This is a genomic window from Bradyrhizobium sp. 521_C7_N1_3 (genome assembly GCF_052075975.1).
Classification (GTDB): Bacteria; Pseudomonadota; Alphaproteobacteria; order Rhizobiales; family Xanthobacteraceae; genus Bradyrhizobium; species Bradyrhizobium japonicum.
Window position 1 is genome coordinate 9260563 of record NZ_CP197232.1, and the last position, 22480, is coordinate 9283042.

At 65.4% G+C, this 22480-nt stretch carries 19 protein-coding genes and 1 pseudogene; 16 read left to right on the forward strand and 4 right to left on the reverse strand.

The features are described 5' to 3' along the window. Nucleotide 1: 1 nt before the first annotated feature. Nucleotides 2–1132: a YihY/virulence factor BrkB family protein gene (locus AB7008_RS43930; RefSeq protein ID WP_304491559.1), complete on the forward strand. Its 1131-nt coding sequence runs from the start codon at nt 2–4 to the stop codon at nt 1130–1132. A 49-nt stretch (nt 1133–1181) separates the two neighbouring features. On the opposite strand, the gene AB7008_RS43935 is transcribed toward AB7008_RS43930, so the two are convergent. Next, nucleotides 1182–2021 carry a class I SAM-dependent methyltransferase gene (locus AB7008_RS43935; protein ID WP_304491560.1) on the reverse strand — a complete coding sequence of 280 codons (840 nt, stop codon included), beginning with the start codon at nt 2019–2021 and terminating at the stop codon, nt 1182–1184. 120 nt (nt 2022–2141) lie between these two features. On the opposite strand from AB7008_RS43935, the pseudogene AB7008_RS43940 reads away from it, so the two are divergent. The 3 genes and pseudogenes from AB7008_RS43940 to AB7008_RS43950 all read left to right on the forward strand — a co-directional run bounded on the left by AB7008_RS43940 (nt 2142) and on the right by AB7008_RS43950 (nt 6285). Continuing rightward, nucleotides 2142–3702: pseudogene (locus AB7008_RS43940) on the forward strand (winged helix-turn-helix domain-containing tetratricopeptide repeat protein). 231 nt (nt 3703–3933) lie between these two features. Next, the gene (locus AB7008_RS43945; RefSeq protein WP_441260893.1) at nt 3934–5415 is read left to right on the forward strand and encodes an EAL domain-containing protein; all 1482 of its coding nucleotides are present in this window, start codon (nt 3934–3936) and stop codon (nt 5413–5415) included. Nucleotides 5416–5430: 15 nt separating this feature from the next. Further along, entirely contained in the window at nt 5431–6285 is an 855-nt protein-coding gene (locus tag AB7008_RS43950; protein WP_014491965.1) for a TIGR01459 family HAD-type hydrolase, read from the forward strand. A 252-nt stretch (nt 6286–6537) separates the two neighbouring features. Here the strand turns inward: AB7008_RS43950 and AB7008_RS43955 are convergent, their stop codons facing one another. After that, on the reverse strand, nt 6538–6933 hold the full coding sequence (locus AB7008_RS43955) for a response regulator (RefSeq protein WP_007596883.1): 396 nt from the start codon (nt 6931–6933) through the stop codon (nt 6538–6540). Between the two features lie 230 nt (nt 6934–7163). On the opposite strand from AB7008_RS43955, the gene AB7008_RS43960 reads away from it, so the two are divergent. From AB7008_RS43960 to arfB, 7 genes are all read left to right on the forward strand, one after another. Next, a complete protein-coding gene (locus AB7008_RS43960) occupies nt 7164–8135 on the forward strand; it encodes a bifunctional riboflavin kinase/FAD synthetase (protein WP_248880084.1) in 972 nt (323 codons plus the stop codon). A 218-nt stretch (nt 8136–8353) separates the two neighbouring features. Continuing rightward, a complete protein-coding gene (gene ileS / locus AB7008_RS43965; protein WP_441260894.1) occupies nt 8354–11362 on the forward strand; it encodes an isoleucine--tRNA ligase in 3009 nt (1002 codons plus the stop codon). Nucleotides 11363–11371: 9 nt separating this feature from the next. Next, on the forward strand, nt 11372–11866 hold the full coding sequence (lspA, locus tag AB7008_RS43970) for a signal peptidase II (RefSeq protein WP_441260895.1): 495 nt from the start codon (nt 11372–11374) through the stop codon (nt 11864–11866). Between the two features lie 106 nt (nt 11867–11972). Beyond that, nucleotides 11973–12692 carry a hypothetical protein gene (locus tag AB7008_RS43975; RefSeq protein ID WP_028157956.1) on the forward strand — a complete coding sequence of 240 codons (720 nt, stop codon included), beginning with the start codon at nt 11973–11975 and terminating at the stop codon, nt 12690–12692. A 208-nt stretch (nt 12693–12900) separates the two neighbouring features. Next, nucleotides 12901–14292, forward strand: coding sequence for a M16 family metallopeptidase (locus AB7008_RS43980; RefSeq protein ID WP_248880087.1), 1392 nt, complete (start codon nt 12901–12903; stop codon nt 14290–14292). Further along, nucleotides 14289–15656: a M16 family metallopeptidase gene (locus tag AB7008_RS43985; protein ID WP_248880088.1), complete on the forward strand. Its 1368-nt coding sequence runs from the start codon at nt 14289–14291 to the stop codon at nt 15654–15656. The genes AB7008_RS43980 and AB7008_RS43985 overlap by 4 nt, the downstream gene beginning before the upstream one ends. Nucleotides 15657–15772: 116 nt before the next feature. Next, nucleotides 15773–16192 (forward strand): alternative ribosome rescue aminoacyl-tRNA hydrolase ArfB, encoded by a 420-nt coding sequence (gene arfB, locus AB7008_RS43990; protein WP_014491958.1) that lies wholly within the window; start codon nt 15773–15775, stop codon nt 16190–16192. A 69-nt stretch (nt 16193–16261) separates the two neighbouring features. Here arfB and AB7008_RS43995 read toward each other — a convergent pair whose 3' ends face one another. Beyond that, entirely contained in the window at nt 16262–16567 is a 306-nt protein-coding gene (locus AB7008_RS43995) for a hypothetical protein (protein WP_441260896.1), read from the reverse strand. A 303-nt stretch (nt 16568–16870) separates the two neighbouring features. Here AB7008_RS43995 and AB7008_RS44000 point away from each other — a divergent pair, with 303 nt between their 5' ends. The 4 genes from AB7008_RS44000 to AB7008_RS44015 are packed head-to-tail and all read left to right on the forward strand — an operon-like array spanning nt 16871 to nt 19846. Beyond that, nucleotides 16871–17257 (forward strand): c-type cytochrome, encoded by a 387-nt coding sequence (locus AB7008_RS44000; protein ID WP_441260897.1) that lies wholly within the window; start codon nt 16871–16873, stop codon nt 17255–17257. Continuing rightward, on the forward strand, nt 17258–17653 hold the full coding sequence (locus AB7008_RS44005; protein WP_014491955.1) for a VOC family protein: 396 nt from the start codon (nt 17258–17260) through the stop codon (nt 17651–17653). Nucleotides 17654–17699: 46 nt separating this feature from the next. Beyond that, nucleotides 17700–18248: a gluconate 2-dehydrogenase subunit 3 family protein gene (locus tag AB7008_RS44010; RefSeq protein WP_441260898.1), complete on the forward strand. Its 549-nt coding sequence runs from the start codon at nt 17700–17702 to the stop codon at nt 18246–18248. 29 nt (nt 18249–18277) lie between these two features. Beyond that, nucleotides 18278–19846 carry a GMC family oxidoreductase gene (locus AB7008_RS44015; RefSeq protein ID WP_441260899.1) on the forward strand — a complete coding sequence of 523 codons (1569 nt, stop codon included), beginning with the start codon at nt 18278–18280 and terminating at the stop codon, nt 19844–19846. A 238-nt stretch (nt 19847–20084) separates the two neighbouring features. Here the strand turns inward: AB7008_RS44015 and AB7008_RS44020 are convergent, their stop codons facing one another. After that, complete coding sequence (locus AB7008_RS44020) at nt 20085–20402, reverse strand: ribbon-helix-helix domain-containing protein (RefSeq protein WP_441260900.1); 318 nt, start codon at nt 20400–20402, stop codon at nt 20085–20087. Between the two features lie 241 nt (nt 20403–20643). Between AB7008_RS44020 and mutL the strand changes: the two genes are divergently transcribed. Beyond that, nucleotides 20644–22455, forward strand: coding sequence for a DNA mismatch repair endonuclease MutL (gene mutL, locus AB7008_RS44025; protein ID WP_441260901.1), 1812 nt, complete (start codon nt 20644–20646; stop codon nt 22453–22455). The last annotated feature ends 25 nt before the right edge of the window (nt 22456–22480 follow it).

Genomic DNA, 22480 nt, shown 5'->3' on the forward strand with positions numbered 1-22480 from the left:
AATGCGCGCGCGGCACACCGCGCACCTCGACAGCTGGTTGCTGGTCGCCGCCACCGCCGTCTTCGTGCTGTCTGCGGAACGCTACTTTCAGGAGTCCGGCCCGATCCGGTCAGGGCCTCCGCAAGACCATCGCAACAATGAAGCAAATTCGCCGGAAACGAGCCCGGCCGGCGCAGCGATGCAGCCCGGCCACGGCCGGCGCGCGAAAAGCCCCTTCGCGATCCCGTGGGCGGGCTGGAACGACATCTTCTGGCGCACCTATCAGCGCATCGACGACGATCGTCTGCTCGCGACCGCGGGCGGCGTCGTCTTCTTCGGGCTGCTCGCGATCTTTCCCGCCGTGACCGCGCTGGTCTCATCCTACGGCCTGTTTGCCGATCCCTCGACGATCAGTTCCAACCTGCATTCGCTCGCGATGATGCTGCCGGAGGGCGCGTTCCAGATAGTCGAGGACCAGGTCGCGCGCGTGGTGTCCCACGGCAATACCGCCCTGGGTGTCACCTTCCTGTTTGGCCTCCTGCTCGCGATCTGGAGCGCCAATGCGGGCGTCAAAGCCATCTTCGATGCCCTCAACGTCGCCTATGAGGAGCGCGAAAAGCGCAGCTTCATCCGGCTGAACACGGTGTCGTTGGCTTTCACCCTCGGCGGCATCGCGGCGCTGCTGCTGATGGTGGGCACCGTGGTCGCCTTCCCGCTCGCGCTCAACCATCTCGGCATCGCGCCCGAGAGCAAGCTGATCGTCGCTCTCGGGCGATGGCCGGTGCTGTTCATCATCCTGCTGGCGGCGCTTGCCGTCCTCTACCGCTTCGCACCCAGCCGCGACGCGCCGCGCTGGCAATGGCTGAGCCTCGGCGCGTTGACGGCCGCCATCCTCTGGATCGCCGGCTCGGCGCTCCTGTCCTGGTATCTCTCGGAATTCGCCAATTACAACGCGACCTACGGCTCGCTCGGCGCGGCGATCGGCTTGATGATGTGGATGTGGATGTCGGCGATCGTCATCATGTTCGGGGCCGAGCTGAACTCGGAGATCGAACGGCAGACCCTTCGGGATACGACCACCGGGCCGCCCAAGCCGCTCGGCACCCGGCAGGCCGTCTCGGCCGACACGGTCGGCGCCGCCGCGCCATCCTGATTGCCGGCGGTCAGGCCGGGGCTCGGCCTGACCGGATCGCGACAGCAATTCAGCGCTTGCTGATCACCGCCTCCAGATACTCGCTATGCACCACCACCGTACCGTCGTCGGCACGGTTGAACTCGCCGAGCAGCGCCATGAGATCGCGCCGCAGCGCGGCCTGGCCCGTCTCTTCCAGCGCCGCGAACGCTTTCAGCATCGGCCCGTAATAGGACCTGAAAACCTCGAGCCAATGCTCCGGCGAGCGATAACGGAAGACGAACATGCGCGGCTCGGCGGCGATCTCGGAGGCCTGACTGCCGAACATCTCTTCGAGCCGCCCCGGGGTGCCCCACAAGGCCGGCGACTTCACGCCCGCCGGCGGCGGCACATGCTTGCCGATGGTCTTGAAGACCTGCCCGATGAAGCCCTGGGGCGTCCAGTTGGCGAGGCCGATCTTGCCGCCGGACTTGCAGACCCGCGCGAGCTCGGACGCCGCCTTGTCCTGATCCGGCGTGAACATGACGCCGAAGGTCGAGAGCACGACGTCGTAGCTGGCATCCGCAAACGGCAGCGCTTCGGCATCCGCTTCACGGAATTCGATCATCAAATGCTCCGCCGCGGCCCGCTCGCGTCCCCGCTTGAGCAACGCTGCAACATAATCGGTCGATGTGACGTCGCACCAGCGCCGTGCGGCGGCCAGCGTCGCATTGCCGTTGCCGGCGGCGACATCAAGCACCTTGCTGCCGGCGCGCAAGTCGAGCGCCTCGCAGAGCTGCTCGCCGACGATCTGCAAGGTGGTGCCGACAATGGCATAGTCGCCGGATGACCAGGCGCCGTGCTGGCGCTGCTTGACGGCGGCGAGATCGGGTTGGGCGATGGCCGGCTTGAGCGCGGCGGATGTCGACATGGCAATTCTCCTGCGGTTGAAGACGCCGGGACGATAGGGCGCATGCGGCTCGCTGGCCTTGAGAGCGGCGTTATTTTACGCTGAGAACATCTTGATTTCCCCGCGCGAGCCGAGGGCGGCGTGACATTTCATTTCGAGGATTTCGTGCTCGACCCCGCGCGCCGCGAATTGCGGCGCGCGGAGACGCTCGTCGCACTCGAGCCCCAGGTGTTCGATCTCCTGCTTTATCTGATCCGCAACCGCGAGCGCGTGGTAACGCGGGACAATCTGCTCGACGCGATCTGGAACGGCCGCGTCGTCTCGGAATCGACGCTGACCAGCCGGATCAACGCGGCGCGGCGCGCGGTCAACGACAATGGCGAAGAGCAGCGGCTGATCCGCACCGTCGCGCGCAAGGGCGTGCGGTTCGTCGGCGAAGTGACCGAACGCACCGCCGCAGCCTCATCGCCGGCGCCGGGCAAGCCGCCCATCGCAACACCGACGGAATTGCCACTGCCCGATCGTCCCGCAATCGCCGTCCTGCCCTTCACCAACATGAGCGGCGAGGCCGAGCAGGATTATTTTTCCGATGGCATCAGCGAGGACATCATCACCGCGCTGTCGAAGCTGCGCTGGTTCTTCGTGATCGCGCGCAACTCGTCCTTCATCTACAAGGGTCGCACGGTTCACCTGCGGCAGGTCGCCGAGGAGCTCGGCGTGCGCTATGTCGTCGAGGGCAGCGTCCGCAAGGAGGGCGATCGCGTTCGCATCACCGCGCAGCTCAACGATGTCGCCACCGGCAGTCATCTCTGGGCCGAACGCTACGACCGCGAGCTCGCCGACGTCTTCGCCGTACAGGACGAGATCACCGAACGCATCGTCGCCGCGATCGAGCCGCAGCTCTATGCCGCGGAGAATTTTCGCGCCGAGCGCAAGCCGCCCGACAGCCTGGACGCCTGGGACCTTCTGATGCGCGCCCTCTCGCATTACTGGCGCGTGACGCGGCAGGATCACGTCGCGGCGCGAGCCCTGCTCGAAAAGGCCATCGCGCTCGACCCGAACTACGGCAAGGCGCTCGGGCTGCTCGGCACCAGCTACATGTTCACGGCGCATATGGGCTGGATGGAGATGGCCGCGGTGCTGCCGGTGGCCGAGCGCGCGGCGCGGGCCGCGATCCGCGCCGACGACCAGGATGCCTGGGCATAATGCGCTCGGCCATGTCGATCTGTTCGCGCGCCGGTTCGAGGATTCGCTTGCCGAATTCGAGACCGCGCTGCGGCTCAATCCGAACTTCGCGCTGGCACAGGGCTATTATGGCCTGACGCTCAGCTATTGCGGCCGCTGGCGGGATGCCGACGAAGCCGCGCGGCGGGCGATCCGCCTCAGCCCGCGCGACCCCTATGCGCCCGTCTATTTCGGCATCGCCGCCTTTGCCCGCTTCCTCGGCAGGGACTATGCGGAAGCGATCCGGCTCGCACAGGAGGCCCTGCGCCAGCGCAGTGACTTCGTCGGCGGGCACCGGGTGCTGACCGCGGCCGCGGCCATGGCCGGGCAAGCCGAGACCGCCCGCGCGGCACTGAAGGAACTCCACCGTGCCCAGCCCAACGTCTCGCTCGCCTGGATCGCCGAGTTCATGCCGATCAAGCTCGCCGCCGACCGCGAGCACTACCTCGAAGCCTTTCGCCGGGCCGGCCTGACCTAGACTGTCCGGGCATGATCTCCGCGCAAACGCTTTCCGCGTTTGTCGCGAGGGAAAACCGCTGCGCACTTTTCCGGATCATGCTCCGGCGCCGCGAACAGGCCGCTATCCCCTCGAATCAACAATGATGTTAAGGTCGCCTTGCTTGGGGGAGCACGAGGCGTGACGGGGTTCGCACACTGGCCCGTGTTTTCCCGGATGAGGCAGTCAGCTCTTTGAGGCGTAACGCGCGGCATGATTCGCATTTCGACGATCTTCATCGCCATCTGCATGGTTCTGGTCGCGGCCTCGCTCGGGCTTGTCCTCTACTCGGTCGCCGGCATCAGCGGAACGGAATCCGCCATCGTGGCGCTGACCGCGCTGACCTTCCTGATCCTCTACAACGCGGTCTCGATGCGGCTGCGCGATCGCAGTGACGTCGGCGGCCAGATCGCCGACCTCTCGCGCGGCACCGCCGACCTCGCCCGCCAGGTCGCCGAGTTCGGCCGCCGGCTCGCGGCGATGGAGGGGCGCATCGCCTCGGCCAATTCGACCAACTCCGACCGCATCCAGTCCGTGGTCGGCGAGATCAACGAGCTCGGCGGGCTGGTTAGGCAGCTCGCCACCACCGTGTCAGCCCATGAAGACCTCTTGGCCGGGGCCGCGCCGACCCCCGCCCCGGTCGCCCGGCCGGAGCCGGAGGCACCGCTCGACCTGATTGCGGCCTTCGAGGAGCGGCCAGCCGCCCCTCCGCCACGGCCCGCACCGCCGCCGCGGCCAGCACCGGCGATCCAGACCCAGGCCGCCGTTCCGGTTCAGGCGGCCAATGGCCGCAACCAGACCCAATTACTGACGACACTGCGCAACGCCATCGACGAGAACCGCATCGACATCTTCCTCCAGCCCATGGTGACGCTGCCGCAGCGCAAGGTGCGGTTCTACGAAGCCGTGACGCGCCTGCGCGACGAGCGCGACCAGCTGATCGCCGCCGAGGAATTCATCAGCATCGCCGAAGCCTCGGGTCTGATCGGACGCATCGACAACATGGTGATGCTGCGCTGTGTGCAGGTGCTGCGGCGCCTGATGGTGCGCAACAAGGATGTCGGCGTGTTCTGCAACGTCGCGGCCTCCACGCTCGGCAATTCCACCAGCTTCGCGCAGTGCCTCGACTTCCTCGAGGCCAACCGGGCGCTGGCGCCATCGCTGGTGCTGGAGTTCAAGCAGTCGACCTTCCGCAACCTCGGCCCGGCCGAGACCGAGAATCTCGCGGCGCTCGCCCAGCGCGGCTTCCGCTTCTCGATCGACCATGTCACAGACCTCAGGATCGAGCCGCGCGAGCTCGCCGATCGCGGCGTGCGCTTCATCAAGGTGCCGGCGTCCCTGCTGCTCGACCCCAGGCAGGCCTCGACCTCGGACATCCATCCTTCCGACCTCTCCGACCTGCTCGGCCGCTTCGGCATCGACCTGATCGCCGAACGGATCGAGGGCGAGCGCGCAGTGGTCGATTTGCTCGACTTTGACGTGCGGTTCGGTCAGGGGTTCCTGTTCGCGCCGCCCCGGCCATTGCGGCCTGAGGGGGCATCTGCTACCGGCGGGGCCTCGCCGAACCCGGCGCAGGAAATTCAGGGATCCAATGGCTCCGCTTCTCCCAGCCAAGGCGCGACATCTGGTGCCGCGTCTTCAGCGCCTCCAGCCCCACGTATCACCGGCAACGCGGCGCTCGCGCGCCGGATCTGATCGGCCGCTCGCATCATGACCACGCTGCATTTCGCCGAAAGCCTGCGCGAGCTCGTGGGCGGCGTTGACGTTGTGCTCAGCGACATCTGGGGCGTGGTTCACAACGGCCTGGAATCCTTCCCCGAGGCCTGCGAGGCGCTGCATACCTATCGCAGCCGCGGCGGTACGGTGATCCTGATCACCAATGCCCCGCGCCCGGCCGACTCCGTCCAACGGCAATTGCGCAAGCTCGGCGTCGCGGACGAGACCTATGACGCGATCGTCTCGTCGGGCGACCTGACGCGGCTCTATGTCGCCGAGCATCCCGGCCGCAAGATGTTCTGGCTCGGACCCGAGCGCGACAACTCGATCTATCGCGGCCTCGATGCGACGACCGCGCCGCTGGAAGAAGCCGACTACATCGTCTGCACCGGCCTCTATGACGACGAGACCGAGACGGCGGAAGACTATCGCGGCATGATGCTGAAGGCGCGCGAGCGCAAGCTGACGCTGGTCTGCGCCAATCCCGATATCGTGGTGGAGCGCGGCGACCGGCTGATCTATTGCGCCGGCGCGATCGCGGAACTCTATCGCGAACTCGGCGGCGAGGTGATCTTCTACGGCAAGCCGCATCGCCCGATCTACGAGCGCGCGATGATGCTCGCCGGCGAGCGCCAGGGCCACATGATCGACCGGAAAAAGGTGCTGGCGATCGGCGATTCCGTCCGGACCGACCTCACCGGCGCGCGCGAATTCGGCATCGACTGCCTGTTCGTCACCCGCGGCATCCATGCCGAGGAGTTCGAGGGCCTCGACCAGCTCGACCCGAAATCGGTGATGGAGTTGTTCGGCCACCCGCCGAAGGCGCTGATGCGCGAATTGAAGTGGTGATGGTGGAGCCCACGCAGGTGCTGCGGGCTTAGACCAATTGCTTAGACCCGAATGCCGTCATGGCCGGGCTTAGCCGTCCGAAGGACGGCGTCGCTTCCGCTCGCCATAGCCGTCCGAAGGACGGCGTCGCTTCCGCTCGCCTATGCCCCCGGCCATCCACGTCTTCATTTGCAGGATCCAAGAACGTGGATGCCCGGGACAAGCCCGGGCATGACGATCTCTATGGAGAGCTGCTGTGCGGTCAGGCGGCGCTTACGCGCTCGCCATGTCCGGGAAGACCGCTTCGATCTTGGTCTTCAGCGTCGCCGCGTTGAACGGCTTGACGATGTAGTTGTTCACGCCGGCCTTCTTGGCCGCGATCACGTTCTCGGTCTTCGATTCCGCAGTGATCATGATGAAAGGCGTGGTGGCGAGGTTCGGATCCGCGCGCACTTCGCGCAGCAGGTCGTAACCCGTCATCGGCTCCATGTTCCAATCGGAAATCACGAGCCCGTACTTCTTGCCACGCATCTTGTTCAGCGCCGCCGAACCGTCGCTTGCATCATCGATATTCTCGAAGCCAAGCTGCTTCAGGAGATTCCTGATGATACGGATCATGGTGCTGTAGTCATCAACCACCAGAACCGACATCGACAAATCAACCGCCATCTCGACTCCCCCAACGCAAACCCAGGAATTATTACGATCGGACCCACCGGGGCCGGAGCCCCGCTGTTCCACATTTCAAGGACTAGCACCAAGGCGTTAAACAGCGCGTTAACTGGGGACGCCTCCGAAGGACTGAAATCACGTTCAATGCGGCCGCTCCCCTGCCGCTTGACTTCGTCCGGCCGGTCAAGCCACGGTCCGCAGGTCCTGCCGCTTCGAGAATTCCCCTGATGGTCCCGCATTTTACCGTTATCCGCGACACAACGCCGGATTCCGCGATTTTGAGGGGCGCCGTGGTCGCCATGGGCAATTTCGATGGCGTTCATCTCGGCCATCGCGCGGTGATCGCAGCGGCCCTGGAAATGGGCCGGGCGCATGGCCGCCCTGCGCTGGCATTGACCTTCGAACCGCATCCGCGCCGGTTTTTCAGCCCGAACACCCCGCAATTCCGCCTGACGGACGAGCGGGCCAAGCTGCGGCTTTTGGCCGGCACCGGACTCGCCGGCGCCGTGGTCATGACCTTCGACAAGGCCAGGGCCGGGACCAGCGCGCAAGACTTCATTCACCATGACCTGATCGGGCGCCTCGGCGTCAGCGGCATCGCGGTCGGCTACGACTTCCATTTCGGCAAGGGTCGCGTCGGCTCGCCGAGCCTCCTGGTCAACGAGGCGCCCCGGCTCGGCATCGAAGTCGACGTGCAGGCCCATGTCGACATCGACGAGCGGCCGGTCTCCTCCAGCGCCATCCGGATCGCGCTCGCCGAGGGCCTCATCGACGAGGCCACCACCATGCTGGGCGCGCCCTGGTTCATCACCGGCGAGGTGATCCACGGCGAGAAACGTGGCCGCGACCTCGGCTATCCCACCGCCAACATCCGCCTCGATGCCAATTGCGGCCTCAAGCACGGCATCTATGCGGTGCGGGTCGGCCGCGGCGCCGAGCGGCTGGACGGGGTGGCGAGTTTCGGCCGCCGTCCGACCTTTGATAATGGCGCGCCGCTGCTGGAAATCTTCCTGTTCGACTTCAAGGGCGACCTCTACGGACAAACGCTCGACTGCGCCTTCGTCGGCTTCATCCGCGAGGAGCTGAAATTCGACAGCCTGGAGGCCCTGATCCGCCAGATGGACGACGATTCCGCCCGCGCCCGCGCCATGCTGGCCGCCGCCCCGGACGCGTTTCCGCGGCTTGGCGTGATCGATTGAGGCCCAAATCCGGCCCGCCGAACCTTTTGCGCTTCTACCTTTTGCGCTTCCCTTGCCCCCCTGCTATGGAGAGCCCATGTTTGCGCGGCGCATCATAGGGATTAGCGGCCCGGCTTCCGCCTGAGCCTGAAGGCTCGGCGCAAGACCGGGATTTTGTCGTTTCACCCCGCGATTCCAGTCGCTATCCGTTTCCGCGCCCTTCCGAGCCAGTCAGCCCCATGTCCGAAAAGCCGCAAAAGTCCCAAAAGTCTGAAGTCAAAGACTATTCCAAGACCCTTTATTTGCCGCAGACGGATTTCCCGATGCGCGCCGGCCTGCCGCAGCGCGAGCCGGAACTGCTGAAATACTGGAACGACATCGGCCTCTACGACAAGCTGCGCCGGGAAGCCCAGGGCCGCGCCAAATTCGTGCTGCATGACGGCCCGCCCTACGCCAACGGCAACATCCATATCGGGCACGCGCTGAACAAGATCCTCAAGGACGTCGTGACCAAGAGCCAGCAGATGCTCGGCTTCGACTCCAATTACGTGCCCGGCTGGGACTGCCACGGCCTGCCGATCGAATGGAAGATCGAGGAGGAGAACTACCGCAAGAAGGGCAAGCAGAAGCCCGATTTCCGCGACTCCGCGGCGATGGTGGCGTTCCGCAAGGAATGCCGCGCTTATGCGACGCACTGGATCAACGTGCAGCGCGAGGAGTTCAAGCGGCTCGGCATCATCGGCGACTGGGATCATCCCTATCAGACGATGAGCTATCCGGCCGAAGCGCAGATCGCCCGCGAGCTGATGAAGTTCGCGGCCAACGGCACGCTGTATCGCGGCTCCAAGCCGGTGATGTGGAGCGTGGTCGAGAAGACCGCGCTTGCGGAAGCCGAAGTCGAGTACGAGGACTACACCTCCGACATGGTGTGGGTGAAGTTTCCCGTCACGTCACCGGCGCATGGCGCACTCGCCAGTGCCTCCGTCGTGATCTGGACCACCACGCCCTGGACGCTGCCCGGCAACCGCGCGATCTCGTTCTCGCCGAAGATCGCCTACGGCCTTTATAAGGTGACGGATGCGCCCGCCGACAACTGGGCCAAGACCGGCGATCTCCTGATCCTGGCCGATGCGCTCGCCGCAGAGGTGTTCAAGCAGGCGCGCGTCACGTCTTACGAAAAGGTGCGCGACATTCCCGGCGACACGCTGGATGCCGTGGAATGCGCCCATCCCCTGCGCGGATTCGACGGCGGGTACGAGTTCATCGTGCCGCTGCTCGCCGGCGAGCATGTCACCGACGACACCGGTACCGGCTTCGTGCACACCGCGCCGAGCCACGGCCGCGAGGACTTCGACGTCTGGACGGCCAACACCCGCGAGCTCGATGCGCGCGGCATCCCGACTGCGATCCCCTACACCGTCGACGAGAACGGCGCCTACACCGCGCAGGCCCCCGGTTTCACCGGCAAGCGCGTGCTCAACGACAAGGGCGAGAAGGGCGATGCCAACGAGGCCGTGATCAAGGCGCTGATCGAAGGCGGCAAGCTGCTCGCGCGCGGCCGCCTCAAGCACCAATATCCGCATTCGTGGCGCTCGAAGAAGCCGGTGATCTTCCGCAACACGCCGCAATGGTTCATCGCGATGGACAAGGACATCAGCGATGACGGCCATGCGAAGAAGGGCGACACGCTGCGCGCCCGCGCGCTGCGCGCGATTTCGGTCACGCAATGGGTGCCGCCGTCGGGCGAGAACCGCATCAACGGCATGATCGCCAATCGTCCGGACTGGGTGATCTCGCGCCAGCGCGCCTGGGGCGTGCCGATCGCCGTGTTCGTGCGCGAGAAGAGCGATGGCTCGGCCGAGATCCTGCAGGACGAGATCGTCAACCAGCGCATCGCCGAAGCCTTCATGGAGGAAGGCGCCGACGCCTGGTACATGGACGGCGCCCGCGAACGCTTCCTCGGGTCCCGCGCGAGCGAGGACTGGAGGAAGGTCGACGATATCTGCGACGTCTGGTTCGATTCGGGCTCGACGCACGCCTTCGTGCTCGAGGATCGCCAGAACTTCCCGCAGCTCGGCAACATCGTCCGCAAGATCGACGGCGGCAACGACACCGTGATGTATCTGGAAGGCAGCGACCAGCATCGCGGCTGGTTTCATTCCTCGCTGCTGGAAAGCGCGGGCACGCGGGGCCGCGCACCCTACGACATCGTGCTCACTCACGGCTTCACGCTCGACGAGAACGGCCGCAAGATGTCGAAGTCGCTCGGCAATACCGTCGAGCCGCAGAAGGTGATCAAGGATTCGGGCGCGGACATCCTGCGCCTGTGGGTCTGCGCCACCGACTATGCCGACGACCAGCGCATCGGCCCGGAGATCCTGAAGAACACGATCGAGACCTATCGCAAGCTGCGCAACTCGATCCGCTGGATGCTCGGTACGCTGCATCACTTCAAGGCGAGCGAGAAGGTCGCCTATGCCGAGATGCCCGAGCTCGAGCGGCTGATGCTGCACGAACTGGCCGGCCATGCCGAAACCGTTCGCAACGCCTATGCCGCCTTCGACTACAAGACCGTGGTCGCGAGCCTCGCGGCCTTCATGAACTCCGAGCTGTCGGCGTTCTATTTCGATATCCGCAAGGACACGCTCTATTGCGACCCGCCGTCCTCGGCGGCGCGCAAGGCCGCGCTCACCACGATCGACCTGTTGTGCGATGCGCTCCTGAAGTGGCTCGCGCCGATCCTGAGCTTCACGACCGATGAAGCCTGGCGCATGTTCCGGCCGAACGCGGAGCCTTCCGTCCATCTGACCCTGTTTCCCGAAGGCATCGAGAAGCTCCGCGACGACAAGCTCGCCGCGAAGTGGGAGACCATCCGCAACGTCCGCCGCGTCGTCACCGGCGCGCTGGAGCTCGAACGTGCTGCCAAGAACATCGGCTCGTCGCTCGAGGCCTCACCGGTGATCTACGTCGCCGACCGCGACATGCTGGCGACGCTGTTCGACACCGATCTCGCCGAGGTCTGCATCACCTCGAACTACGAGGTGCGTGAGGGCGAGGCGCCTGCGGGCGCGTTCCGTCTCGATGCCGTGCCCGGCGTCGCGGTCGTCGTCGAGAAGGCTATGGGCACCAAATGCGCCCGCTCCTGGAAGATCTCGCCCATGGTCGGTGAAGACCCTGAATACCCTGACGTCACCCCGCGCGACGCCCAGGCGCTGCGCGAATGGAAGACGCTGGGGGTGGGGGTCTGATCCCCGGCCATGACCCCTCTTCGCGCCGGCATCCTTGCGGCCATCGTCACGCTCGTGGCCGACCAGGCCTCGAAGCTGTGGCTGCTGAACGGGTTCGACCTCGCCCGTAAGGGCGTGGTGAAGGTAACGCCGTTCTTCGACCTGGTGCTGGCCTGGAACATCGGCATCAGCTTCGGCTGGCTCCAGAACGACGGCCAGTCGGCGCAGATCGCGCTGATGGCGGTCAAGGTCGTCGCCGTGGTCGCCCTGGCGATCTGGATGGCCCGCTCGCACACCCTACTGGCGACCGTCGCGCTCGGGCTGATCATCGGCGGCGCGATCGGCAACGGCATCGACCGCTTCGCCTACGGCGCGGTGGTCGATTTCGCCCTGTTCCACATCGAGATCGTCGGAAATACCTATAACTGGTACGTGTTTAATCTCGCGGACGTGGCCATCGTTGTCGGGGTGGCGGCGCTATTGTATGATTCCTTCTTGGGGGTACCCGCCGCAAAAGCGCCCTGATCCCGGCCGATACGGACCGGCAGGTGGAACCCTGCTTTTTGCGAGGATTGGCCGCGTGCGAGCGGCAAAGTGCAGCAATCTGCCACAATATGGAACAGGTACAGTGATGCGCAGCTCCGAGACCAGCGGTTCGATGGTTCGAGACTCCAAAGCGGGGTTCTGGCGGGCGTTGAAATTGTCCGCTGTCGCGCTCGGCATCGGCCTCGTCATGACGGCAGGCCCGGTCCGTGCTGGTGACGACGACGATGATGATGACGGGATGACCTTCGAAGAGAAGATCATCGACAATCTGATGTCCGGCATCGGCGCCAAGAGCATGGAAAAGCCCGGCATCGAATACCGCGAGCGCTCCCCGCTGGTCGTGCCGCCCAAGCTGGACCTGCCGCCGCCGGCGACGCAGGCCAAGAATGCGCCGAACTGGCCCAAGGACCCCGAGGAGAAGCGCCGCAAGGAAGCCATTGCCGCGCGCAAGAAGGCTACCAAGGAAACCGAAAACTGGCAGGCCGCCCGGCCTCTGACGCCCGCCGAGATGAAGGCCGGCGAGGTCGCCGCAGCCCCCCGTACAAGCAATGATCCGATCCAGCCGGGCACCAACGGTAACCCGTCGCTCAGTCCCTCCGAACTCGGTTTCGCCGGCGGCCTGTGGAACATGATGAAGGGCGGCAAGGGCGAGACCAAGCAATTCACCAGCGAGCCGCCGCGCCAGTCGCTGGTCGAGCCGCCGCCGGGCTATCAGACGCCTTCGCCGAGCTATGCCTATGGCGCCGGAGAGGACAAGTCGCGCCGGACCTATTTCGACATCATGTCGGGCAAGGACAAGGAATAATAGCGTTCCTGCCCCACCGCGACATCCTGACAGGCGCCAACCTGGCACCGGCGGCTTATGCACGCCGGGCGCCGTCTGCAAATTGCCAATCAGTAACTTGCCTACGCGTTGAGTTCTCTGCTTCGTGACGCGAAGCCTCAGCCGCACGGTGTAGCATGCCGTGCCTCCGAGCCGGACATCCGGGCTCGGCCTTTTCATAAGGATTATGATGTCCGCTTACCGATCGGCCGCCTGCCTCCTTGCCGCGCTGCTTTCGACGAGTGTCCTCTCGGCCGGCGCCGCCCTCGCCCAGACCACCGTGACATCGGCCCCGCCCGCCAGCTTCACGCTCGCCAACGGCATGCAGGTCGTGGTGATCCCGGACCACCGCACGCCCGTGGTCACGGAGATGATCTGGTACAAGGTCGGCTCGGCCGACGAGACGCCGGGCAAGTCCGGGCTCGCGCACTTCCTCGAACATCTGATGTTCAAGGGCACGTCGAAGCACCCGGTCGGCGAATTCTCCCAGACCGTGCTCCGCGTCGGCGGCAACGAGAACGCCTCGACCTCGGTCGACTACACCAACTACTACCAGCGCGTGCCGAAAGAGCAGCTGCCGACCATGATGGAGTTCGAGGCCGACCGCATGACCGGCCTGATCCTCAAGGACGAGAACGTGCTGCCTGAGCGCGACGTCGTGCTCGAAGAGTACAACATGCGCGTCGCCAACAATCCGGATGCGCGGCTCAACGAGCAGATCATGGCCGCGCTCTATCTCAATCATCCCTACGGCCGGCCGGTGATCGGCTGGCACCAGGAGATCGAGAAGCTCGACCGCGAGGATGCGCTCGCCTTCTACCGCCGCTTCTACGCGCCGAACAACGCGATCCTGGTGATCGCCGGCGACGTCGAAGCCGCCGATATCCGTCCGCTGGTCGAACGCAATTTCGGCTCCATTCCGGCCCAGCCCGCAATCCCGGCGCGGCGCGTCCGCCCGCAGGAGCCGGAGCCCGCGGCGCCGCGCACCGTCACGCTGGCCGACCCGCGCGTCGAGCAGCCCAGCCTGCGCCGCTATTATCTGGTGCCCTCCGCGACCACGGCCGCGGCCGGCGAGAGCGCCGCCCTCGACGTGCTGGCGCAGCTGATGGGCAGCGGCAGCAATTCCTATCTCTACCGCGCGCTCGTGGTCGACAAGCCGCTCGCGGTCTCCGCCAGCGCCAGCTATTCGAGCATCTCGCTCGACCCGACCCAGTTCGCGATCTCGGCCTCACCGAAACCGGGCGTCAGCTTTGCCGATGTCGAGCAAGTGGTCGACGGCGTCATCGCCGACATCGCACAGAACCCGATCCGCGCCGAGGACCTCGAGCGGGTCAAGACCCAGCTCATTGCGGAAGCGATCTACGCCCAGGACAACCAGGCGGTGCTGGCACGGTGGTATGGCGGCGCGCTGACCACGGGCCTCTCGATCGAGGACATCAGAAGCTGGCCCGATCGCATTCGCGCGGTCACCGCCGACCAGGTTCGCACTGTCGCGCAGAAATGGCTCGAGAAGAAGCGCTCGGTGACGGGCTATCTGATCAAGGACACCGGTGCCGCCAAGCGCGAGGAGAAGCGTTCGTGACCTATCCCTTCCTTCGACGCGTTGCATTCTCGCTTATCACCGGCGCGGCACTCGCGCTGGCTACGGTGTCGCCGTCACAGGCGGCCGCAAAGATCCAGCACCTGACCTCGCCGGGCGGCATCGAAGCCTGGTTCGTACAGGATGCGACCGTGCCGCTGATCGCCATGGAATATTCCTTTGCCGGCGGCTCGGCGCAGGATCCCAAGGACAAGTCTGGCGTCGCCAATCTGGTCGGCGACCTCCTCGACGAAGGCTCCGGCGATCTCGACTCCAAGACCTTCCATGAGCGGCTCGACCGCCGCGCCATCGAGCTCTCCTTCAGCGCCACCCGCGATACGTTCCGCGGCAGCCTGCGGATGCTGCGCGACAACAAGGACGAAGCCTTCGACCTGCTCAGGAGCGCGCTGACCTCGCCGCATTTCGACACCGTCGACGTCGAGCGCATCCGCTCACAGGTGATCTCGGGCCTGCGCCGCGAGACCACCAATCCGTCGTCGCTGGCGAGCCGCAAATTCCTGGAGGTCGCTTTCGGCGACCATCCCTATGGCCGGCAGACCAATGGCACGCTGGACAGCGTGCCGACCATCACGGTCGCCGACCTGAAGGATTATGTCGGCCGCGTGATCGCGAAGGACGGGCTGAAGATCGCGGTGGTCGGCGACGTCGATCCGGCCACGCTCGGCAAGCTGCTCGACCACACGTTCGGCAGCCTGCCCGCAAAGGCCAATCTCACGCCGGTCGCCGACGTCGAGGCGGCAAAACCGCCGCAACGCACCTTCGTGCCGCTCGACGTGCCGCAGACCGTCATCACCTTCGGCGGCCCCGGCGTGAAGCGCAGCGATCCGAACTTCATGGCCGCCTATGTCGTCAACCACATCCTGGGCGGCGGCGGATTGTCCTCGCGGCTCTATCGCGAGGTGCGCGAGAAGCGCGGGCTGGCTTATTCCGTGTTCGAATCGCTGCTCTGGATGGAACATTCGGCGGTCTTCATCGGCAACACCGGCACCCGCGCCGACCGTGCCGGCGACACCATCGACGCCATCGACAAGGAAGTGCGCCGCATCGCCGAGGAGGGCCCGACGCAGAAGGAGCTCGACGAAGCCAAGTCCTACCTCAAGGGCTCGCAGATGCTGGCGCTGGATACCTCCTCGAAGCTCGCGCAGGCGCTGCTGCAATACCAGCAGGACAAGCTGCCGATCGACTATATCGAGAAGCGCAACGCCATCGTCGATGCGGTGACACTGGACGACGCCAAGGCCGCCGCCAAGCGCCTCTGGGGCCAGGGCCTCCTGACCGTGGTCGTCGGCCGCGCCCCACAGGCGGCCGCGCAACCGGCCGCGGCACCCGCGACAAAGTCGAACTGACGTCTCCTGACGTTTCCTGAAATGGCCGGGCTCGCCCGGCCATTTGCGTTTCCAGGATGCGCCATTGCCGAACGTGGACGTCCGCGATATGTCCGGACATCACGAATGGTGCCATCATGCTGCGGATATCCCGCGATCTCGTCATCGACGAGGACGACATCGAGATCGGCTTCGTCCGCGCCTCCGGCCCGGGCGGGCAGAACGTCAACAAGGTCTCGACCTCGGCGCAGCTGCGCTTCGACACGCGCAAGCTGACCTTGCCGGAGGATGCGGTGATCCGGCTCGCACGCATCGCCGGCCAGCGCATGACCAAGGACGGCGTGATCGTGATCCACGCCCAGCGCTTCCGCACCCAGGAGCGCAACCGCCAGGACGCCATCGACCGGCTCACCGAGATCCTGACCGAGGCGATGATACGGCCAAAGCCGCGCCGCGCCACGCGGCCGACCCTTGGCTCCAAGCAGCGCCGGCTCGACGGCAAGAAGCGCCGCAGCGACATCAAGGCAGGGCGGGGCGGCGGCCGCTTCGACGACTAGCAAAGCAGACCCAGTCAAAAAAACTCCGGCCGCAGGGCGACCGGAGTCCGCTTGCTTCACCCGGTGGGACTAGTAACGCTTGGCCGGGGCTGCACCGCCCGTCGCGGAATCGTCGGCGGTTCCCTTATGCGCAGCGCTGCCGGTGGTGCCGACCGTGCCCCTGGTGCCTTTGGTCGACTTCATGCCGGTCTTCTCGCCCGCCGCGCCCGGCTGAGCACTCATCTCCTCATCGCCGCTGCCCATCGTGCCGCCTTGCATGGGCTTGCCTTGCACGATGCCGCCTGTCTTGGCGGGTGGCGCGCCTTGCGCGAGCACGGGCGTCGCAATGAGAGCCGACAGAGCGCATGCGATCATCGAGGTCTTCACCAACTTCATCCATTTCTCCTGGATTTTTCCGCGACGAATGGCCCGGCGGCATCCTGCGCCGCTCACCTGCACCGGGTCATTGCATCGCGTAGAGAGTTCAAGCGGCGCAATCGTCATGCAATGCGCATGGTGTGGTGATCGTTTAGGGATTTGACGGCGGTTTCGCGGAATTGTGCTCCGCATATAAGGCATCGCGGAACACACGCGGCCACCAGTATCTCCGCGCGCATCGAAACAGCCCGCTACTACCACCGCATCTTTGACGCCGCCTAGAGTTTGCGCACGTTGATGTGGATGGGCGGATTCTTGGCGATGCGCGCAGTCGTGCTGGGATTGTGCACCGCGATGGTGCTGGTGACGCGGGTTGCCGATGCCCAAATGCCCTTGCCGACCGCCAAGCCGCCGGATGGCGCGACGCTGTTCAAACAGCAATGCGCGGTGTGCCACACGACGAGCCTGTCAGAGCCGGCGCGGCAGGGCCCACCGCTGGTGAAGGTCGTCGGGCGTCCCGCCGGCAAGACCGAAGGTTTTAAATATTCGGAGGCGCTGTCGAAAGCGGACTTCGCCTGGGACGAGCCCAGGCTCGACGCCTGGCTGAGCAATCCGCAAGCCGTCATTCCCGGCGTGACCATGGTCTACCGGCAGGCGAAGCCGGAGACGCGCGCCGCCATCATCGCCTACCTGAAGGAGCTGAATTGAATGGCAAAGCCCGTTCATTCCATGATCCGCGTGCTCGACGAAGCCCGCTCGCTCGACTTCTACAAGCGCGCCTTCGGCTTGGAGGTCGCCGACCATCTCAAATTTTCAGACTTTGCCCTGATCTATCTGCGTCACCCCTCCTCACCTTTCGAGGTCGAGCTGACGGTGAATTTCGATCGCAAGGAACCGTACCAGCTCGGCGACGGCTACGGACATATCGCCGTGGTGGTCGAGGATCTCGATGCCGAACATGCCCGCTTCGAGCGCGAGAAGCTCGCACCGGGACCGCTGCGCGACTTCAAGCACGACGGCAAGACGCTGGCGCGATTTTTCTTCGTCAGCGATCCCGACGGCTACAAGATCGAGGTGATCCAGCGAGGGGGTCGTTTCGGCTGAAACAAATCACAAAAATCCAAATCACAAAAATCCACGGAGGAATGCCATGAGAGAAATAGATCGTCGAAGCAAGCACAGCCGCCGCGTCTTTCTCAAGGGCGCGGCGACGGCCGTACCGGTCGTCGCTGTGGCGACCAGCGTCGCCGTCAGCATCGAGGATGCTTGGGCAGATGATGCCAGCACGCTGTCACCCGCGACGATGAAGACGCTGCTGAAGGTCGCGCGCGACATCTATCCGCACGACGTCCTCGGCGACAGCTACTACATCATCGCGATCAAGCCGTGGGACGGCAAGGCAGCCAAGGACCCCGCCGTCAAATCGCTGATCAGCGACGGTATCACGCGGCTCGACCAGAATGCGCGGGATCGCCACAAGGTCGCTTACGCCGAAGTGCCATGGGAAGCCGACCGCGTGGTGCTGCTGAAGGAGATCGAGGGAAGCGACTTCTTCCAGAAGGTACGCGGCGACCTCGTCGTGTCGCTCTACAACCAGAAAGAGGTCTGGCCGCGCTTCGGCTACGAAGGCTCCTCCGCCGAGCACGGCGGCTACATCAACCGCGGCTTTGCCGACATCGACTGGCTGCCCAAAGCCTAAGTGCACCCCAACGGTTCAGGAGAACGCATATGGCAAAATTCGATCTGAACGACTCCAGCGTTGTGGTGATCGTCGGCTCCGGTGCCGGCGGCGGCACGCTGGGCAACGAGCTCGCGCAGAAGGGCGTCAAGGTGGTGATCCTCGAAGCCGGCCCGCGCATCGAGAACCAGGACTTCGTCAACGACGAATGGGAGAGCTTTACGCAGCTCGCCTGGACCGATGCCCGCACCACGTCGGGGACATGGCGCGTCGCCAAGGATTTTTCGGGCCTTCCCGCCTGGATCGTCAAGGCGGTCGGCGGCTCGACGACCCATTGGGCCGGCGCGTCACTGCGCTTCGACGAGCATGAGTTCAAGGTCAAGAGCACCTACGGCAACATTCCCGGCGCGAACCTGCTGGACTGGCCGGTCACGCTCGCCGAAATGGAGCCATGGTACGCCAAGGCCGAGAACAAGATGGGCGTGACGCGCACCAACGGCATTCCCGGACTTCCCGGCAACAACAACTTCAAGGTGCTCGAAGCCGGCGCAAAGAAGCTCGGCTACAAGACCGTGCACACCGGCAACATGGCGATCAACAGCCAGCCGCGCGACGGCCGCGGCGCCTGCCAGCAGATCGGCTTCTGCTTCCAGGGCTGCAAGTCCGGCGCGAAATGGTCGACGCTCTACACCGAGATCCCCAAGGGCGAGGCGACCGGCAATCTCGAAGTGCGGCCGAGCAGCATGGCGATCAAGATCGAGCACGACGCCGGCGGCAAGGTGACCGGCGTGGTCTACGCCGACGAGAGCGGTGCGATGCAGCGCCAGAAGGCGCGCATCGTCGCGGTGGCCGGCAATTCGATCGAGAGCCCGCGGCTGCTCTTGAACAGTGCCTCGACCATGTTCCCCGACGGCCTCGGCAACTCATCGGGCCAGGTCGGCCGCAACTACATGCGGCACATGACGGGCAGCGTCTACGCCGTGTTCGAGAAGTCGGTGCACATGTATCGCGGTACCACCATGGCCGGCATCATCCGCGATGAAGCCGCCAACAATCCGAAGCGCGGCTTCGTCGGCGGATACGAGATGGAGACGCTGTCGATCGGCCTGCCGTTCATGGCGGCGTTCCTCAATCCCGGCGCCTGGGGCCGTCCGTTCACCGCGGCGCTCGACGGCTATCCCAGGATGGCCGGCATGTGGCTGGTCGGCGAGGACATGCCGCAGGAGACCAACCGCATCACGCTCGATCCCGTCGTCAAGGACAAGTTCGGCCAAGCAGTCGCGAGCGTGCATTTCGACGACCACCCCAACGACCTCGCGATGCGTGCACACGCCTACAAGCAGGGTGCGGCGGTCTACGACGCCGTCGGCGCCACCGTGACCTATCCGACGCCGCCGTATCCGAGCACGCACAATCTCGGCACCAACAGAATGAGCGAGAAGCCCCGGGATGGCGTGGTCAACAAGTTCGGACAGAGCCACGACGTCAAGAACCTGTTCGTCTCGGACGGCAGCCAGTTCACCAGCGGCGCAGCCTGCAATCCGACACTGACCATCGTCGCGCTCGCGATCCGGCAAGCGGATTACATCGCCGGCGCGATGCAGAAAAAGGAGATTTGACGGTCCAAAGAAAACTGTGTTCTCTCGCCGTCATTGCGAGCGAAGCGAAGCAATCCAGAATCCCACTGCGGTGACGGTCTGGATTGCTTCGTCGCGAGAGCTCCTCGCAATGACAGCGGAGAGAGTACGGTAGTCTCGTAGCCCGGATGGAGCGAAGCGCAATCCGGGGCCACCGTCACTTGTGGTGCGAATCCCGGATTGCGCCGCGCTCCATCCGGGCTACACGCGTGTCGCTCCTCTACTCGGCCGCATCGAGAATGGGCGTCACAGTGGCCTTGAACTCCGGCACCGTCACCATGCTCTTGGAGCGATAGATCAGGCAGGAGCAGCGCAGCAGCGAGGCGAAATTATTGACCTCGCCGTGATGGTCGAGCACCTCGTTGTAGAGCGTGGTCAGGAACTTGCCGACGCTCATGCTCTCCTTGGCCGCAATCTCCTCCAGCGTGTCCCAGAACGCCATTTCCAGCCGGATCGAGGTGCAGTGCCCGCCGATCCGCAACGAGCGGGTCTGGGATTCGTAGTTGCGTTGGGGCTGGTGCGCGAAGAAATTGCACATGGCGTCCTCCCGTCCTGTTGCCATTTTTTCACGATGCTACACCGCTGTCCGGCCCCCCACAATCAGGACCGTAGCAGGGCAACCGCTCCATCCCGGTTGCGCAATTTTCTCGAACGTCCAATCCCTTCAATGTGATAGGCATCCCTCTTCCCCAGGCCACCACACGGCTGTTGCCCAACACATGCTTTTGACGCAACACGGCCTAGAATAGCGCCGTCAGCGAATCCAGATCGAAAGCCCCATGCCCGTCCGCCAACTGCCAGAGCAAGTCGTCAACCGCATCGCCGCCGGCGAGGTGGTCGAGCGTCCGGCGAGCGTGGTCAAGGAACTGGTCGAGAACGCCATCGATGCCGGCGCGAGCCGGATCGACGTCTTCACCGATGGCGGCGGCCGACGGCGGATCGGTATCACCGACGACGGCGGCGGCATGACCGCGAAGGACCTCGCACTCGCGGTCGAACGCCACGCCACGTCCAAGCTCGACGACGAGGATCTGCTCCAGATCCGCACGCTCGGGTTCCGCGGCGAGGCACTGCCCTCGATCGGCTCGGTGGCGCGGCTGTCCATCACCACGCGGCACGCGAGCGAGCCACATGCCTGGGCGCTGTCAGTCGAGGGCGGCGACAAATCCGAGATCATGCCGGCGGCGCTGGCCCACGGCACGCGCGTCGAGGTCAACGACCTCTTCTATGCGACGCCGGCGCGGCTGAAATTCCTGAAGACCGATCGCACCGAGGCGGAGGCGATCCGCGAGGTGGTCAGGCGCCTCGCCATGGCGCGGCCCGACGTCGCCTTCACGCTGGCCGGCGAGGAACGCGCGCCGGTGACCTGGACCGCCGCGCTGCCCGGCGCCGCCGGACGCCTGACGCGGCTCGGCGATATCCTCGGTGCAGAATTCCGCAGCCACGCCATCGAGGTCCATGCCGAGCGCGAGGGCGTCGTGGTCGCCGGCTATGCCGCGGCGCCGGCGCTGACCAAGGCGAACGCGCTCGGGCAATATCTCTTCGTCAACGGCCGCCCGGTGCGCGACAAGCTGATCCTCGGCGCCGTGCGCGGGGCCTATGCCGACTATCTGCCGCGCGACCGCCATCCGGTGCTGGCGTTGTTCGTGACGCTCCATCCGCGCGAGGTCGACGCCAACGTGCATCCGGCCAAGACCGAGGTGCGCTTCCGCAATGCCGGCCTCGTGCGCGCGCTGATCGTGCACGGATTGAAGGACGCGCTCGCGCGGGAGGGCCGGCGCACGGCCGCCAACAGTGGCGAGAGCGCGTTGTCCTCGTTCCGGCCGGCGTTCACGCCGCGGCCTGCGAGCTGGGACTGGCGCGCCTCGCCATCCGCCCCGGTCGCGCCGATGCCGTCGTTCGACGGATCGGCTGCGCCCGTCTTCGCCGAGCGCGCACAGGCGGCATTCGATGTCGGCGCGCCGAGCGCGGACGTGCGGATCGAGGCACAGCCCGTCAGCGACCTCGTCGACCGCCCGCTCGGTGCGGCGCGCACCCAGATCCACGAGACCTACATCGTCTCGCAGACCCGCGACGGCCTGATCATCGTCGACCAGCACGCCGCGCATGAGCGCATCGTCTATGAGCGGCTGAAGGCCTCACTCGCCTCCAACGGCGTGCAACGGCAGATCCTCCTGATCCCCGAGATCGTCGAGATGGACGAGGCGACGGTCGAGCGCCTGCTCGAGCGCAGCGAGGAGCTTGCCTCATTTGGGCTCGCCATCGAATCCTTCGGCCCCGGCGCGGTCGCGGTGCGCGAGACGCCGTCGCTGCTCGGCAAGACCAATGCCGGCGGGCTGCTGCGCGATCTCTCCGAGCACATGGCCGAATGGGACGAGGCGCTGCCGCTGGAGCGCCGCCTGATGCATGTCGCCGCCACCATGGCCTGCCACGGCTCGGTGCGCGCCGGCCGCAGGCTGCGGCCCGAGGAGATGAACGCCCTGCTCCGCGAGATGGAGGACACCCCGAACTCCGGCCAGTGCAATCACGGCCGCCCGACCTATGTCGAGCTCAAGCTGTCGGACGTGGAGAAGCTGTTCGGGAGAAGATGACGGTGCCGTAGGGTGGGCAAAGGCG